At 70.1% G+C, this 15,233-nt stretch carries 13 protein-coding genes and 1 pseudogene; 4 read left to right on the top strand and 10 right to left on the bottom strand.

What is annotated here, in order from left to right; genetic code table 11:
- Positions 1 to 379 precede the first annotated feature (379 nt).
- Genes ispE through VI238_RS06095 form a run of 3 tightly spaced genes read right to left on the bottom strand, consistent with a single transcriptional unit; the run spans position 380 to position 3,446 of the window.
- Complete coding sequence (gene ispE / locus VI238_RS06105; RefSeq protein ID WP_331649518.1) at positions 380 to 1,264, bottom strand: 4-(cytidine 5'-diphospho)-2-C-methyl-D-erythritol kinase; 885 nt, start codon at positions 1,262 to 1,264, stop codon at positions 380 to 382.
- The gene (gene lolB, locus VI238_RS06100; protein ID WP_331649516.1) at positions 1,261 to 1,875 is read right to left on the bottom strand and encodes a lipoprotein insertase outer membrane protein LolB; all 615 of its coding nucleotides are present in this window, start codon (positions 1,873 to 1,875) and stop codon (positions 1,261 to 1,263) included. Before lolB ends, ispE begins: the two co-directional genes overlap by 4 nt.
- On the bottom strand, positions 1,872 to 3,446 hold the full coding sequence (locus tag VI238_RS06095) for a tetratricopeptide repeat protein (RefSeq protein WP_331649514.1): 1,575 nt from the start codon (positions 3,444 to 3,446) through the stop codon (positions 1,872 to 1,874). Before VI238_RS06095 ends, lolB begins: the two co-directional genes overlap by 4 nt.
- 322 nt (positions 3,447 to 3,768) lie before the next feature.
- On the opposite strand from VI238_RS06095, the gene hemA reads away from it, so the two are divergent.
- Positions 3,769 to 5,049, top strand: coding sequence for a glutamyl-tRNA reductase (gene hemA, locus VI238_RS06090; RefSeq protein ID WP_331649512.1), 1,281 nt, complete (start codon positions 3,769 to 3,771; stop codon positions 5,047 to 5,049).
- Between the two features lie 68 nt (positions 5,050 to 5,117).
- The gene (gene prfA, locus VI238_RS06085) at positions 5,118 to 6,200 is read left to right on the top strand and encodes a peptide chain release factor 1 (protein ID WP_331649510.1); all 1,083 of its coding nucleotides are present in this window, start codon (positions 5,118 to 5,120) and stop codon (positions 6,198 to 6,200) included.
- Position 6,201: 1 nt separating this feature from the next.
- On the opposite strand, the gene VI238_RS06080 is transcribed toward prfA, so the two are convergent.
- From VI238_RS06080 to map, 7 genes are all read right to left on the bottom strand, one after another.
- Positions 6,202 to 6,912 carry a hypothetical protein gene (locus VI238_RS06080; protein ID WP_331649508.1) on the bottom strand — a complete coding sequence of 237 codons (711 nt, stop codon included), beginning with the start codon at positions 6,910 to 6,912 and terminating at the stop codon, positions 6,202 to 6,204.
- 19 nt (positions 6,913 to 6,931) lie between these two features.
- Positions 6,932 to 7,669 carry an energy transducer TonB gene (locus VI238_RS06075; RefSeq protein ID WP_331649506.1) on the bottom strand — a complete coding sequence of 246 codons (738 nt, stop codon included), beginning with the start codon at positions 7,667 to 7,669 and terminating at the stop codon, positions 6,932 to 6,934.
- 70 nt (positions 7,670 to 7,739) lie between these two features.
- On the bottom strand, positions 7,740 to 8,891 hold the full coding sequence (gene dapE, locus VI238_RS06070; RefSeq protein WP_331649504.1) for a succinyl-diaminopimelate desuccinylase: 1,152 nt from the start codon (positions 8,889 to 8,891) through the stop codon (positions 7,740 to 7,742).
- 1 nt (position 8,892) lies between these two features.
- The gene (locus VI238_RS06065; RefSeq protein ID WP_331649502.1) at positions 8,893 to 9,255 is read right to left on the bottom strand and encodes a Spx/MgsR family RNA polymerase-binding regulatory protein; all 363 of its coding nucleotides are present in this window, start codon (positions 9,253 to 9,255) and stop codon (positions 8,893 to 8,895) included.
- Positions 9,256 to 9,377: 122 nt separating this feature from the next.
- Positions 9,378 to 10,196, bottom strand: coding sequence for a 2,3,4,5-tetrahydropyridine-2,6-dicarboxylate N-succinyltransferase (gene dapD, locus VI238_RS06060; protein ID WP_414650030.1), 819 nt, complete (start codon positions 10,194 to 10,196; stop codon positions 9,378 to 9,380).
- 48 nt (positions 10,197 to 10,244) lie between these two features.
- Positions 10,245 to 12,905 carry a [protein-PII] uridylyltransferase gene (glnD, locus tag VI238_RS06055; RefSeq protein ID WP_331649500.1) on the bottom strand — a complete coding sequence of 887 codons (2,661 nt, stop codon included), beginning with the start codon at positions 12,903 to 12,905 and terminating at the stop codon, positions 10,245 to 10,247.
- A gap of 4 nt (positions 12,906 to 12,909) precedes the next feature.
- On the bottom strand, positions 12,910 to 13,677 hold the full coding sequence (gene map, locus VI238_RS06050; RefSeq protein WP_331649498.1) for a type I methionyl aminopeptidase: 768 nt from the start codon (positions 13,675 to 13,677) through the stop codon (positions 12,910 to 12,912).
- A gap of 323 nt (positions 13,678 to 14,000) precedes the next feature.
- On the opposite strand from map, the gene rpsB reads away from it, so the two are divergent.
- Both rpsB and VI238_RS06040 read left to right on the top strand, forming a co-directional pair.
- Positions 14,001 to 14,888, top strand: a complete 888-nt coding sequence (gene rpsB, locus VI238_RS06045; RefSeq protein WP_331649496.1) for a 30S ribosomal protein S2 — start codon at positions 14,001 to 14,003, stop codon at positions 14,886 to 14,888.
- A gap of 211 nt (positions 14,889 to 15,099) precedes the next feature.
- Positions 15,100 to 15,233: pseudogene (locus VI238_RS06040) on the top strand (elongation factor Ts); the annotation flags it as partial.

Below are 15,233 nucleotides of genomic sequence, written 5' to 3'. Positions count from 1 at the left end.
CACCGCAAAGTCCCTGTCGTCCGGCATCCTGCCCGGCCTGCATGAAAACGGTCGCAGCGCAGCTGCGCCACGTTTTCCACGCCGCGTCGCTTCCGCGACGCGCGGGCGGTGCATCCTGCACCGCAAAATCCCTGTCGTCCGGCATCCTGCCCGGCCTGCATGAAAACGGTCGCAGCGCAGCTGCGCCACGTTTTCCACGCCGCGTCGCTTCCGCGACGCGCGGGCGGTGCATCCCGCACCGCAAAATCCTTGTCGTCCGGGATCCTGCCCGGCCTGCATGAAAACGGTCGCAGCAGCTGCACCGCGCGTCCGTCCACCGACGGCGCGTCCTGCGCCGCGAGTTTGCCCCATCCGTGGCGCCTGCCTGCCGATCCCGGGCTCAGCCGGCCTCGGCGTCCCAGTCGCGGCGCCGAGCCCGCAGGGGCGACTCCGCGACGCCGCGAGCGACCCAAGCCCGCATTCCTTGCGGGCACTCGCGCACGACGGTCTCCGCAGCCTCGCGCGATTCCATCGCAACGAACACGCACCCACCGGTGCCGCTGAGCCGCGCCGGACCGTGTCCGGCCAGCCAGTCGAGGGCCGACGCGACCGCGGCCTCGCGCTCGCGCACGATCGGCTCGAACACGTTGACGGTCGCAGCACCCGAAAGGAAGAGCGGAATTGTCAGATGCGCGGCATCGCGTGTCAATTCCGGCGCCCTGAACAGCTCGGCCGTCGGCACGCTCACGCCCGGATCGACCACCACGAACCAGCGCGGGGGCAGCGCGATCGCCGCCAGTCGCTCGCCGACACCCTCGGCCCAGGCACTGCGTCCGTGAACGAACACGGGCACGTCCGCGCCGAGTGCGAGGCCGAGGGTGGCGAGGCGGTCCTCGCCGAAACCGCAGCCCCACAGCGCGTCGAGCCCGACCAGCGCGCTCGCCGCATCGGAGCTCCCGCCACCGAGGCCACCGCCGAGCGGGATGCGCTTGTCGATCGCGATGTCCGCACCCAGGTTCGTTCCGCTGGCGGCCTTGAGCGCGTGCGCGGCGCGCACGGCGAGATCCTGCCCCGCTGCGACCCCCGGCATGGGGTCGACGCGGCGGATCTCGCCGTCGGTGCGCAACCGCAGCCGCACGGTATCGCCGCGGTCGAGCAGCTGGAACACGGTCTGCAGCAAGTGATAGCCGTCGGCGCGACGACCGACGACGTGGAGGAACAGGTTCAGCTTCGCCGGGGCCGGCCATTCGCTCCAGCCGGCGTCGAAAGCGTCGGGGGCGGTCACTGCAGCGACCAGTCCCGGATCGCCAGGCGGACCCGGTAATCGCCGCGGCTCGCATACACCTTGTTCGGCAGCGGAGGGTCGCGATCGGTGTCGTAGTCGAGGTAACGCACCTGCCATCCGTCCTGCTCGATCTGCGCGGGCAGGCCGTCGTCGCGGAACTCGATGCGTGCTTCGCCGGGCGCACGCAGGCCGCGCGCCCAGTAGAGCAACTCGCCCAGCGGCACCTTCCAGCCGAGTTCGCGTTCGAGCAGCGCAGCCGCGTCGTCACCTTCGACCGCATGTTCGCGCAACCCTTCGAGCACGGCGTGACCGCCGCCGCCGCTGAGCACCCACGTCTTTCCGGTCACGGGAGCATGCACGCTGAAGCGGAAGCGGCTGCCCTGCTGGCTCCATTCGAGCGATCCACTGCCGCTGTCGCGCGCATCGGCGACGCCGAGCCGGCCATGCAAGGTCCAGTGCATGCGCTCCGCCAGGGCGGCTTCGCGTGCAGCCTGCCGCGCGAGCGCGGCGGCGTCGGCCGGCGGCGGAGGTCGCACGCGCGGCCCCGCGCACGCGCCGAGCACGAGCAGCCCGGCAAGCAGGGCGAGGCGTCCCGCTCTGGCACGGATCATCGGGTCAGGCGCCGGATCGTTTCGATCAGCGCCTTGTTCTTCGCATCCCGTTTGCGCCCCTCGTCCCAGATGCGTCGGGCTTCGTCGCGCTGCCCTTGCGCCCACAGCACTTCGCCGAGGTGGGCGGCGATGTCGGCGTCGGGTTGCCTGGCATAGGCGCGCCGCAATTCCTGCTCGGACTCATCGAGTTCGCCGAGGCGATAGCGCACCCAGCCCATGCTGTCGATGATCGCGGGCTCGTCCGGCTTGAGCTTGAGCGCGCGCTCGATCAATTCGAGCGCCTCACGCTGGCGTGGGTCGCTCGCGGAGCTGCGATCGGCGAGCGTGTAGCCGAGCGCATTCAGCGCTTCCGCGTCGTCCGGCCGCAACTCGATCACGCGCCGCAAGTCGCGCTCGCCCGCGGCAAGATCGCCCTGGTCGACCGCGAGGAGCGCGCGTGCATAGAGCAGGCGCGCATCGTCGGGCAGGCTCGCGAGGGCACGGTCGTAGACCGCGAGTGCGTCGGCATGGCGCTGCCGGCGCGCGAGCAGCTCGGCCTCGGCGAGCCATACGGTGCGCTGCTGCTCGCCGTCGCCGCCCGCCATCTCGGCCAGCCGATGGAGCTGGTCGAGCGCCGGCGCCAGGCGGTCGAGCTGGTCGAGGACGAGCGCGACCCGCAGCTGCGCCTCGAAGCCGTGCTCATCCTCGATCGGCACTTCGCGATACCAACCGAGCGCGGCATCCAGCCGGCCCGTGAGTTCGGCGATCTGGCCGAGCAGGTACACACGCTTGGGAGTCCGCTCGGTCTTGTCCGATTCCACTTCGCGATAGAGGTCGTTCAACGCGCGCTTGTCGACCGCGCGGGCGGCGTAGGCGGCGCGGGCGGCGTAGGTCGTGTCGTCCTGCGGCCCGGCGACGAGTGCGCGCGCGGCAGCCGCGTTGTCGCCGTTGTCGGCAAGCAGTGCCGCGTAGCCGCTGCGCAAGCGCAGGCTCTCCGGCTCGTGCTGCAGGCCTTCGGCGTAGATCGAGCGCGCCGCCGTCTTGTCGCCGCCATCGATCGCCAGTCGCGCGCTCCACGCATAGGCGTCGATGCCGTGGAAGCGGGCCACGGCCGAATCGACGATGCGCCGCGCGAGCGCCTTGTCGCCGAGCTTGAACGCGAGCTGGCTCAGCGCGACCCGATTCGACTCGCTCGCACTCGCCGCGGACGATTTCATGAGGTCCTCGAGCAGTGCGAGCGCGACGGGCTTGTCGTCGGCATTCAGCAGCAGCTGCGCGACCAGACGCCAGGACGCGTCGCCGCCGCGCGCGGCCAATGCGGCAAGTTCGTTGCGCGCGACATCGATGCGCTTCTCGCCGAGCGCGATCCACGCGCGCGCCTGCGCGGCGCCGGCGTCGTTCGGGGCGAGTTGCTGCCAGCGCGCGAGCGAGCGCGTCGCGAGCGGCCAGTCCTTCTGCGACAACGCGAGGCGGGTCGCTTCCTCGGCGAGCGCAGGATCGTTCGACAGCGCCGCGGCGTCGCCGAAGCCGCGCGCGGCCGCCGCGAAATCGTTGTCCTGCAGCGCGAACTGCGCCGCGAGCAACTTCAGCATCAGATCCTGCTCGGGCGCGACCGGCGCGACCGCAGCCGGCGGTGCGACAGCATGCCGCGGCGCCGGGCTCGCGCACGCGCCGAGGGCTGCTGGGAGAATGCAGCAGAGCGCCGCCCGCAGGGTGGAAAACCGATCGATGTCCATCGTGGATCGCATGCAAAGCCTTGTCTTGCTTGATATCGCGCCAACGCGCCCGCACAATTTCGCGGCGCGCCGACGCGGCTCGGGCCGCACCGGGTTAGCTTAGCTGATCCCGGCGCCTCGTTCGGGACGCAGATGGCGCTTTCGAGGCCAAACCCGCCAATCCTCCGATCTTTCCACCATGGCGCTGATTGCCCTCGGACTCAACCACCTGACCGCACCGGTCGCCTTGCGCGAACGCGTCGCCTTCCCGCCGGAGGCGACCGGCCCGGCGCTGGCCGGACTCGCTGCGGAACCGGGCGTGCGCGAAGCGGCGATCCTGTCCACCTGCAATCGCACCGAGCTCTACTGCACGGTCGAAGCGGGCGCCGAGCACGTTCCGGCCGCGTGGCTTCATCGCCACCGTGAACTGACCAGCGGGCGCGTCGAGGAGTTCCTCTATCTTCACCACGACGCCGATGCGGTGCGCCATCTGTTCCGGGTCGCGACGGGTCTCGAGTCGATGGTGCTCGGCGAACCGCAGATCCTCGGCCAGGTGAAGGACGCCTATGCGCTCGCACGCGAGGCGCATACCCTCAAAGCACCGCTCGAGCGGCTGTTCCAGAACACGTTCGCCGTCGCCAAGCGCGTACGCTCCGACACGCGCATCGGCGCGAATCCGGTCTCCGTCGCGTTCACCGCGGTGCGCCTGGCCGAGCGCGTCTTCGCCGACCTTGCCGAGGCGTGTGTGATGCTGATCGGCGCGGGCGAGACGATCGAACTCGCCGCGCGCCACCTCGCCGAAGCCAAGGTGCGTCGCCTCATCGTCGCCAATCGCACGCTCGACAACGCGCAGTCGCTCGCGACGCGCTTCGGGGGCTATGCGATCGCGCTGACCGACATCGGCAAGCATCTAGCCGAGGCCGACGTCGTCATCGCCTCGACGGCAAGCCGCGAACCGGTGCTGCTGCGCGACCAGGTCGCGACCGCGATCGCAGCGCGGCGCCGCAAGCCGATGTTCCTCGTCGACATCGCCGTGCCGCGCGACATCGAACCGGGGACGGCCGAGATCGAGGACGTCTACCTCTACACGATCGACGACCTGCGCGAGATCATCGACGACAATCTTCGCTCGCGACGCGAGGCCGCACGCGAGGCCGAGGCGATGATCGAACTGTCGGTCGAGCATTTCATGGGCTGGTGGCGCACGCTCGACCTGCGCAACCCGGTGGTCGACCTGCGCCGCGTCGCCGAGGCAAGCCGCGACGAATCGCTCGCCAGGGCGCACGCGCTGCTCGCTCGCGGCAGGTCGCCCGAGGAAGCGCTGGCCTTCCTCGCCAACACGCTCACCAACAAGCTGCTGCACGCGCCGAGCGCCAACCTGCGCGCGGCCGCCCTGCGCGGCGACGAAGAGCTGCTGCGTGCCGCCGAGCGGCTGTTCGACACGGCCGCTGACGGCGAGCCGGGAGGCGGGAATCGTTAGGCGCATTCGCGCGCTTCCGCTACCTTTCCGCGACGCGACTCCGATTCCCCACGCCGATTCCCGCCCCCATGCAAGCCAGCATCCGCCGCAAACTCGAACAACTCGCCGAGCGCCACGAGGAGCTGGAGCACCTGCTCGCGAGCGCCGAAGTCCTCGGCGACGCGAAGCGGCTGCGCGATGTCTCGCGCGAGCACGCCCAGCTGACGCCGCTGACCGCAGCACTGCGCGCGTACGACGAAGCCGGCAGCGCGCTCGAATCGGCGCGCGCGATGCTGCGCGACCCCGACCTCGAGGCCCTTGCCGGCGAGGAAGTGGAACTCCTGCAGGGCGAGCGTGAGCGGCTCGAAGGCGAACTCAACCGGCTGCTGGTGCCGAAGGATCCGCGCGACGAGGGCAACCTGTTCCTCGAAATCCGCGCCGGCACTGGCGGCGACGAGGCGGCGATCTTCGCGGGCGACCTGCTGCGGATGTACCTGCGGTACGCCGAGCGGCGACGCTGGATCGTCGAGGTGCTGTCGGCGAGCGACGGCGAGCACGGCGGCTACAAGGAAGTCATCGCGCGCGTCGAAGGCCACGGCGCCTATTCGCGCCTGAAGTACGAATCGGGCACCCATCGCGTGCAGCGTGTGCCGGAAACCGAAGCGCAAGGCCGCATCCACACTTCGGCCGCGACCGTCGCGATCCTGCCCGAGCTCGACGAAGTCGACGAGATCGAACTCAAGGATGCCGACCTCAAGGTGGACACGTTCCGTGCCTCGGGCGCGGGCGGCCAGCACGTCAACAAGACCGACTCGGCGATCCGCATCACGCACCTGCCGACCGGCATCGTCGTCGAATGCCAGGACGAGCGCAGCCAGCACAAGAACCGCGCCCGTGCGCTGTCGCTGCTGAAGGCGCGCCTGCTCGACGACGCGCGGTCCAAACAGGCAGCGGAGCAGGCCGAATCACGCCGCCTGCAGGTCGGCTCGGGCGATCGCAGCCAGCGCATCCGCACCTACAACTATCCGCAAGGGCGCGTGACCGACCATCGCGTGAACCTCACGCTCTACCGCCTGCCGGAGATCCTCGCCGGTGACCTCGACGAACTCGTCGACACGCTCACGCGCGAGGACCAGGCCGACCAGCTGCAGTTGCTGACAGCCGCGGGCTGAGTCAGAGCACGCTGCCGATCACATCGCTGTCGAGCCGTGCGACCGGATCGAGGGCGACGGCGTCGCTGCTGCCGTTGGCGCCGGTGCGCGGATTCTTCCATTCGCAGTCCGGCGGGTTCAGGCCATTGAGCCGGAAGCACACCGGTATCGCGGCTTCGCCTGCGAGCGGGTGGCCATCGACGACTTCCGGTAAGAACGTCCAGTACTTCGCCGCCGACAGCGCGGCTTCAACCAAGCCTTTGTCCACGCGGTTCTTCAAGTCGTACGGCGCAACGTCGATAACGGCCCCCCGCTCGTCGTAACGCGCGATGACCAGGACCAGACCCTGCTTGCGATGACGCCCCATCCAGTCCGGATACTTGGCCGTGGGCTTGGTCGCGTAGGTGGCTCCAGTCGACGCATCGAGCAGGCGGATCTCGAACGAATCCCCGGCAAGCCGCACTTCGATGCGCGTATGCAGGTGCGTTCGCGTGGGGGCCGGTTTGCCATCGACCTTGCCCGGCGTAAAACGCCAGCTGCGTATCGCCTTCTCCAGGTACGCGTGCAGCTTCGGCACGGTCGTGTCCCGGGTGGAAAGCGCCGCGACGCGACCGTCGCTGCCCAGCGACAGATCCCATGAGACGCTGACGATCGCCGACGTCCGCTCGGCCGCGAGCGAAGCCATGCTCGTCGGGGCCACCAGCAGGATGCACCACGCGACGATCGCCTTCATATGCCCACTCCAGCAGGGATCACAGTGCGTGCCCGATCACGTCGCTGAGCAGCTTCGCCGAAGGTTGGAGCGCGTACGCGCTGCCATCACCGACGCGAGTGCGCGTGCCCGGCGGCGTCCATGTGCAGTCGAAATCGGGCGCGCGCAGGCCGCGCGTGACCGTGAAACAGATCGGCACCATGACGCTCGAAGCGACGCCATGGCCACCGACGCGCTCGGGCACGACGGTCCAGCGCTTGACTGCGTTCACCGTCGCCCGCTCGAGCGACGGCAGCGAATTGAGCCCCTCCTCGCGTTGCGGCTGGACCGAGACGATGCGGCCGTCCCCGTCGTACTCGGCCTTCACCACGACCCGCGCGACGAGCCCGATGCGCACCGCATCGCGCGGGATGCGCGGCGGCGCCATCTTGCCGGGCTTGAAATCGATCGTGCCGCCGACGCGGGCGTCGTCGACATGCGCGACGTAGTTGCCGTCGGGGGCCGCATCAAAGGTGACGTCGAGGGTGAGCGTCGTTTCGGTCGGCGCGGGTTCGCCCGCGACACGGCCGGGCTCGAACTCCCACCGGCGGATCGCCTGTTCGAGCGGCACGCGGATGGCCGGGTCCAGTTCTCGATCGCCGTCGAGGCCGGCGACATGCCCGGCCGCGTCGAGCGACAATCGCCACGAACGCGTGAGGTGCAGCGGCGCGCCGGTGTCGGCGGCGCAGGTCGGCGCGGACGCGAGAACGAGCAGCAGGACGGGAATCGATCGACGCATCGGAGCCTCTCCTTGTGCACAATGCGCCCAACGTAGCGCACACCCGGCCCGGCGTCAAAAGCGCTCCAACCTAGCGACCGCCCAGCATCCTCGCTGCAATCGCCCCGTACAGCGCCGGCAAGCACTCGAGGTCGCCCAGCGCGACGTGTTCGTCGACCTTGTGGATGCTCGCATTGCAGACGCCGAGTTCGACGACCTCGGCGCCGAGCGGCGCAATGAAGCGGCCATCGGACGTGCCTCCGCCCGTGCTCAGTTCGGGCGTGATGCCGCACAGCTCTCGGATCGCGGCGAGGGTGGCCGCACGCAGCGGTCCGGCCGGCGTCGCGAACGGCTCGCCCGACAGCCACCAGTCGAGCGTGCTCGCGCCTTCGCCGAGTTCGACGCCATGCCGGTGCAGGATCGCTTCGGTACGCTCGCGCAGTGCCTGCGCGGTGTTCGCCGTGCCGAAGCGGAAGTTGAACACCGCGTGCAGTTCGCCCGGGATCACATTGTCGGCGCCGGTACCTGCATGGATGTTGGACAGTTGGAACGAAGTGGGTGGGAACGCGTCGTTGCCCTCGTCCCAGCGTTCTGCGGCGAGCGCCGCGAGCGCAGGCGCGAACGCATGGATCGGGTTCTTCGCCTTCTCCGGGTAGGCGACGTGCCCCTGCACGCCGCGCACGGCGAGCCGCCCGGTCAGCGAGCCGCGGCGGCCGATGCGCACGAGGTCGCCGAGCCGCTCCTTCGACGACGGTTCGCCGACGACACAGGCGTCGATGCGCTGGCCGCGCCGGCGGAACTCGTCGGCGACGCGACGCACACCGTCGATCGATGCGCCCTCCTCGTCCGAGGTCAGGAGCAACGCAATGGTGCCGGCATGAACCGGATGCGCACGCACGAAGTCCTCGAGCGCGACGACCATCGCGGCGACGCCGGATTTCATGTCGGCCGCACCGCGCCCGTAAAGGCATCCGTCGCGAACGACCGGCTCGAACGGCGGCGACGTCCACCGCTCGCTCGGCCCGCTCGGCACGACGTCGGTGTGGCCGAGGAAGACGAACACGGGCGCGCCGTGGCCGTGCGTCGCCCACAGGTTGTCGACGTCGCCGTAGCGCAGGTGTTCGATCGCGAAGCCCGCGCGCGCGAGGCGACCGCCGATCAGCGCCTGACAACCGGCATCGTCGGGCGTGACCGACGCGCGCCGAATCAGCTCGCAGGCGAGTTCGAACACCGACGACGGCACGTCATGCCTCCGCGACGAACAGGCGCTTGAACAGTGCGTCGCTGAAGCCCTGGTGCACGCTGCCGTCGTCCTTGACGACGAGCGGGCGACGGATCAGCGCTGGATACTCCTTGATCAGCAAGGTCCATTCGGCCGCGCTACCGGGCGACTTGCGCGCCTCGGGGAGGGCACGCCAGGTCGTCGAGGCGCGGTTGACGAACTTCTCCCAACCACCGACTGCCGGCGCCCACTCCTTCAGCACGGCGGGTGGAATCGGCTGCGCGCGATAGTCGACGAAGTCGTACGGAACCTTGAAGCGGTCGAGCCAGTTGCGTGCCTTCCTGCAGGTGTCGCACTTGTCGAGGCCGTAGATGCGCGTGGTCATGGTGAGGGCTGAGGACTGAGGGAGCTGAAGCGTAGCGCCGGGAACGCTTTCGTGGGAGCGGCTTCAGCCGCGACGCCTTCCCGAACAACGCCGCAGCCGAATGCGTCGTCCAGCATGCGGCGCTACGCGCGCAGCAACTCGTTGATCGCAGTCTTCGCGCGCGTCTGCGCGTCGACCTTCTTGACGATGACCGCCGCGTACAGGCTGTGGCTGCCGTCCGCCGCGGGCAGTGCGCCCGCGACGACGACGCTGCCCGCGGGTACGCGCCCGTACGAGACCTCGCCGGTCGCGCGGTCGTAGATCTTCGTCGACTGGCCGAGGAACACCCCCATGCCGATCACGCTACCGCGCTCCACGACGACGCCTTCGACGACCTCGGAGCGCGCGCCGATGAAGCAGTCGTCCTCGATGATGGTCGGATTCGCCTGCAGCGGCTCGAGCACGCCGCCGATGCCGACGCCGCCGGAGAGGTGCACGCGTGCGCCGATCTGCGCGCACGAACCGACCGTGGCCCAGGTGTCGACCATCGTGCCGGCGCCGACGTGCGCGCCGATGTTGACGTAGCTCGGCATGAGCACCGCGTCCCTCGCGACGTGCGCGCCGCGGCGCACGAGCGCGCCGGGCACGACGCGCGCGCCCGCGGCAACGAATGCATCCTCGCCCGCGCCGGCGAAGCGCAACGGCACCTTGTCGAACGCGGCCATCGGGCCACCGTCCATGACGCGATTGGGATGCGTGCGGAAATACAGCAGCACGGCCTTCTTGAGCCACGGGTGCACGTGCCAGCCGCCGCGGCCGTCGGGTTCGGCGACACGGGCATGGCCGGACTCGAGCTCGTCGAGGATGCGCTCGAGCGCGGGGCGCAGCGACGCGGCGTCTGCGTCGGTCAACGCGGTGCGACGCTCCCAGGCGTCGTCGATCTGGGCTTGCAGCGATGACATCGTTCTCCCTCGAAACAGGCGCGAAACCGGGCAGGCGGCGCGGTCCGCTCAGGATGATTCGGCGCCGAGGCGTTCCAGCAGGCGGGCGCGCAGCCGGTTGCGCGTCGTCTCGGTCAGCACCGCGTCGGATTCGTTGGTCAGGACGAAGAAGTCTTCCACACGCTCGCCGAACGTGGCAATGCGCGCGTCGTGGACGCGCACGTGCGACTCGCGCAAGGCCTGGGCGACCTCGGCGAGCAGGCCGGGGCGGTCGCTGCAGACGAGCGCGAGCTGGGTCGTGCCCGCGACGTCGCGGAACTCGATCTGCGGCGCGCGCTGGAAGTGGCGCAGTCGTCGCGGCAGGCTGCGTCGCGCGACGCGTGCGACGAGTTCGCGCGCCTCGAGCACGCGGCGCAGGGCCGCCTCGAGATCGCGCGCGCGCTGTGGCGCGAGTGCGGCCTCGCTTCGCGCATCGAGCAGTTCGAAGGTGTCGAACACGCGTCCTCCGGCGCCGACCAGCAGGCGCGCGTCGACGACGCTGAGGCCGAGGCGATCGAGCGTCGCCGCGATCGCGGCGAACAGGCCGTCGCGATCGGGCGCGCACACGAACAGTTCGCTGCCGCCCCGCGCCGACTGCGGATTGACCGCGACGACGATTCCGTCCGGGCCGGCCTCCGCGATCGCGCGCGCCTGGCGTGCCAGTTGCGCAGGACGATGGCGCAGGAAGCTCGACTGCGGGAACGCGTCCAGCCAGTGCCCGGCCTGCGCCGCGTCGCAGCCCTCCTCGACGAGCAGGTCGCGCGTGCGCGCGCGGCACTCGGCCGCGCGCTCGTCCGCATGCAGCGGTCGGCCGAGATCCGCGCCGAGCGCGTAGCGGGCTGCCACGTGCAGGTCGGCGAGCAGTCGCGCCTTCCACTCGTTCCACAGCTTCGGGTTCGTGCCGGCGATGTCGGCGATCGTGAGCAGGTAGAGGTGGTCGAGCCTCTCTCGGTCTCCGACCTGCACCGCGAACCGGTGCACGACGTCGGGGTCGGTGATGTCCTGGCGCTGCGCGGTCACGCTCATGAGCAGGTGCCAGCGCACGAGCCAGGCGACGAGTTCGACGTCGGGTCCCGGCAGGCCCAGCCGCACGCAGAACGCGCGCGCTTCCTGCTCGCCGAGCTCGGAATGGTCGCCGCCGCGTCCCTTGGCGATGTCGTGGAACAGCGCGGCGAGCAGCAGCAATTCCGGCTTGTCGAGCGTGGCGAACACTTCCGCGGCGAGCGGCATCGATGCGGCCGCGTCGGCGTCGGCGTAGCGCGCGACGTTGCGCAGCACGCGCAACGTGTGCTCGTCGACCGTGTAGACGTGGAACAGGTCGTACTGCATGCGCCCGACCACGCGGCGGAACGCTGGCAGGATCGCCGCGAGCACGCCGTGGCGGTTCATGCCCGCGAGCGCCTCGACCGCGGGGGCGCCGCGTCTGAGCAGGCCGAGAAAGGCCGTGAGCACGTGCGCGTCCGCGGCGAAGCCGTCGCCGTAGTGAGCGAGCGCCTGCTGCAAGCGGCGCATCGTCTCCGCCGACAGGCCGCGCAACTCCGGGTGGTCGAGCGGCACGACGAACACGTCGACCATCGCGCGCGGCCGTCGCAGGAACAGGTCCTGCTCGCGCAGCTCGATGCGCGTGCCGAGCGCGCTGAAGTCGCGATCGATGTCGCGCGGCGGACCCGCCGCGGGCTCGAGCCGCTCGGTGCAGCGCTCGAGGAACTGCACGCCGAGCCGCTCGGCGATCGTCGCCGCGCGGTAGTACGCCTGCATGAACTGCTCGACCGCGAGGTTCGTCGCGTGTTCGTCCTCGTAGCCGAACTCGCCCGCGAGTCGCCGCTGGTAGTCGAACAGCAGGCGCTCCTCGGGTCGTCCAGCGGCCAGGTGCAGCGCATAGCGGTAGCGCCAGAGCATCGCTTGCGCGCGCTCGAGCGCGGTACGCTCCGTGACGTCGAGCAGGCCTCGTTCGACCATCGCCCCGAAGTCGCCGGCGTCGGCGACGCGCCGGCCGAGCCAACGCATGAGGTCGAGCGTGCGCAGTCCGCCCGGACCGTCCTTGAGATTGGGTTCGAGGTTGTAGGCGGTGTCGCCGTAGCGCGCGTGGCGCGCACTCTGCTCGGCGCGCTTGGCGGCGAGGAACGCGCGCGGTGGCCACAGCGCGGGATCCGCGACGAGCCCCGAGAGCCCCTCCGCGAGGTCGCGCCCGCCCGCCAGCAGGCGTGCATCCATGAGCGTCGTGTACACGCCGAGGTCGACGGCCGCGAGCGCGCGACAATCCTCGAGCGTGCGCACCGCGTGGCCGGGCTTGAGTCCGATGTCCCACAGGCAGGCGAAGAAGGCCTCGAGCGCGCGCGCCTGGCGCGCGAGGGCGTCGGTCCCGCCGAGCGCGAGCAGGTCGACGTCCGATTGCGGGAACAGCAGGCCGCGCCCGAAGCCGCCGACCGCGAGCAATGCGCACTCGGCGGCATCTCCGACGCACGAGCGCCAGACGTGCACGACGACGCCGGAGACGGCATCCGCCCTCAACCCCACGAGCGCGGCGCCTTCGGCGCCCGCGCGGAACGCGTGCGCGAGCGAGCGCTCGTTGTCGCCGAGGATCTGCCGCAGTGCGAGTCGCGCTTCCGGCGAAACGCCACTGCGCGGGAGCGCCGCGGGGAGGCGTGGCAGGTCGGGCAGGCGCGCGTCGATCGCCTCGCGCGCGTCCATGCCGCTACGCGGCGCTCGGCCAGGCGGTGAGGATCTCGAAGCCGTCGTCGGTGACGGCGACGGTGTGCTCCCACTGCGCGGACAGCGAATGGTCCTTCGTGACGACGGTCCAGCCGTCCGGCAGCAGTCGCGTGTGCGGCTTGCCCGCATTGATCATCGGCTCGACCGTGAAGGTCATGCCCTTCTGCAGCCTGAGGCCGGCGCCGGGCTGGCCGTAGTGCAGCACCTGCGGATCCTCGTGGTAGACCTGCCCGATGCCGTGGCCGCAGTACTCGCGCACGACCGAGAAGCCCTGCGCCTCGGCGTGCCTCTGGATCGCATGGCCGATGTCGCCGAGGGTCGCGCCGGGTCGCACCTCGGCGATCCCGCGCAGCATCGCTTCGAGCGTGGTGTCGACGAGGCGCTTCGCGAGCACCGAAGGCGTCCCGACGCAGTACATGCGACTGGTGTCGCCGTGCCAGCCATCCTTGATGACGGTGACGTCGATGTTCACGATGTCGCCGTCCTTGAGGATCTTGCCCGGGTGCGGGATGCCGTGGCAGATCACATGGTTGACCGAGGTGCACAGGGTCTTGGGGAAGCCCTTGTAGCCGACGTTGGCGGGCACGGCCCTCTGCTGCCCGACGATGTGCTCGTAGGCGATGCGGTCGAGTTCCTCGGTGCTGACCCCGGGTTTGACGTGCGGCACGAGCATTTCCAGGACTTCGGCGGCGAGCCGGCCTGCAACGCGCATCTGTTCGATCTGGTCGGGGGTCTTGACGGTAACGGGCATGATGTTGGTCGGGTTGACTGGCGCAGACGCGCGGAGCGGGCTATAATTTTATGGTTTCGTTCGCCGACTTCGTAAGTCGTTGGCGGCGAAGCGAAATATGTGGCCGATCGGGCAATCCGCAAGGCCGCTACGGCAATCCTGCCGAATCCGCACACGTATCGTCACCGCGTTCGGGGTGCTCCGCAAGGAGTCGCACGCGGCGGGTACGTGGAGGTCCAACCCCGGAATTGGAACGCGAGTCCCCTCGCGCGAGCCTGCACATGCGTGTGCGGAACTCCCGCGAAAGGCCTGCTCCGATTCCCTTCTTCGAAGGAACACCTTCCATGCCTCAAGTCACGATGCGCCAGATGCTCGAAGCCGGCGTGCATTTCGGTCACCAGACCCGTTACTGGAACCCGCGCATGGCGCCGTACATCTTCGGCGCGCGCGGCAAGATCCACATCATCAACCTCGAGAAGACGCTGCCGCTGTTCAGCGACGCGATGAACTTCATCTCGGCGATCGCGCAGAAGCGCGGCACGATCCTGTTCGTGGGCACCAAGCGCTCCGCACGCGAAGCCGTCAAGGAAGAGGCGGCGCGCTGCGGCATGCCGTACATCTCGCAGCGCTGGCTCGGCGGCATGTTGACCAACTTCCGTACGGTCAAGCAGTCGGTCGCGCGCCTGAAGGAACTCGAGACGATGGCGGCCGACGGCAGCTACGAGCGCCTGGTCAAGCACGAAGTGCTCGGCCTCGTGCGCGAGCGCGAGAAGCTCGAGAAGTCGCTCGGCGGCATCAAGGAGATGAACCGCCTGCCGGACGCGCTGTTCGTGATCGACATCGGCCACGAGGACATCGCGATCAAGGAAGCGAAGAAGCTCGGCATCCCGGTCATCGCCGTCGTCGACACCAACTACGACCCGGCGCTCGTCGACTACGCGATCCCGGGCAACGACGACGCGATCCGCGCCGTGCAGCTGTACGCGAGCGCCGCGGCGGATGCCGTGCTCGAGGGCAAGGCTGCCGCCCCGGCGGTCGTCGCGAGCGAGAAGGACGATTTCGTCGAGCTCGACGCCGAAGGCAATCCGGTCGCGAAGAAGGAAGCGCGCGAGCGCGACGACCGTCGCCGTCCGTCCGGTCCGCGCAAGCCCGGCGGCGACAAGCGTCCGCCGGCCGGCCGCCGCGGTCCCGCACCCCGCGCCGGCAAGGGCGAAGCGCCGACCGCCGAGTAAGCGTCATGTCCGGGCCGCATGATCGCGGCCCGGCAGCGGGCCGCCGTCGCGCCACGCGCCCTCGCGGGCGAGCGGCGGCGCGCCGGTTCCGCCGATACCGGGCCCGCATGGCGGGCATCCACTGATCGTCCGCGCGCGCCTGCGCGCGGCGATCGCCAGTTTCAACGGGCGGCGCCATCCGTGCGCCGCCGCAGCAGCCATCGAGGACACCATGGAAATCACCGCTACCCTGGTCAAGGACCTGCGCGAGCGCACCGGCGCCGGCATGATGGAGTGCAAGAAGGCACTCACCGAGAACAAGGGCGACATCGACGCCGCGGCCGAGTGGCTGCGCAAGCAGGGCCT

This window comes from Dokdonella sp. (genome assembly GCF_036518555.1).
Classification (GTDB): Bacteria; Pseudomonadota; Gammaproteobacteria; order Xanthomonadales; family Rhodanobacteraceae; genus Dokdonella_A.
Note: the sequence above shows the minus strand (reverse complement) of the source record. Positions and strands in the feature narration are given on the sequence as shown.

Bases quoted from the DNA above. Each gene is read 5' to 3' on its own strand.
- lolB (WP_331649516.1), bottom strand. From the start codon at position 1,875: ATGATCCGTGCCAGAGCGGGACGCCTCGCCCTGCTTGCCGGGCTGCTC.
- VI238_RS06095 (WP_331649514.1), bottom strand. From the start codon at position 3,446: ATGCTGAAGTTGCTCGCGGCGCAGTTCGCGCTGCAGGACAACGATTTC.
- hemA (WP_331649512.1), top strand. From the start codon at position 3,769: ATGGCGCTGATTGCCCTCGGACTCAACCACCTGACCGCACCGGTCGCC.
- prfA (WP_331649510.1), top strand. From the start codon at position 5,118: ATGCAAGCCAGCATCCGCCGCAAACTCGAACAACTCGCCGAGCGCCAC.
- VI238_RS06080 (WP_331649508.1), bottom strand. From the start codon at position 6,912: ATGAAGGCGATCGTCGCGTGGTGCATCCTGCTGGTGGCCCCGACGAGC.
- VI238_RS06075 (WP_331649506.1), bottom strand. From the start codon at position 7,669: ATGCGTCGATCGATTCCCGTCCTGCTGCTCGTTCTCGCGTCCGCGCCG.
- VI238_RS06065 (WP_331649502.1), bottom strand. From the start codon at position 9,255: ATGACCACGCGCATCTACGGCCTCGACAAGTGCGACACCTGCAGGAAG.
- dapD (WP_414650030.1), bottom strand. From the start codon at position 10,196: ATGTCATCGCTGCAAGCCCAGATCGACGACGCCTGGGAGCGTCGCACC.
- glnD (WP_331649500.1), bottom strand. From the start codon at position 12,905: ATGGACGCGCGCGAGGCGATCGACGCGCGCCTGCCCGACCTGCCACGC.
- map (WP_331649498.1), bottom strand. From the start codon at position 13,677: ATGCCCGTTACCGTCAAGACCCCCGACCAGATCGAACAGATGCGCGTT.
- rpsB (WP_331649496.1), top strand. From the start codon at position 14,001: ATGCCTCAAGTCACGATGCGCCAGATGCTCGAAGCCGGCGTGCATTTC.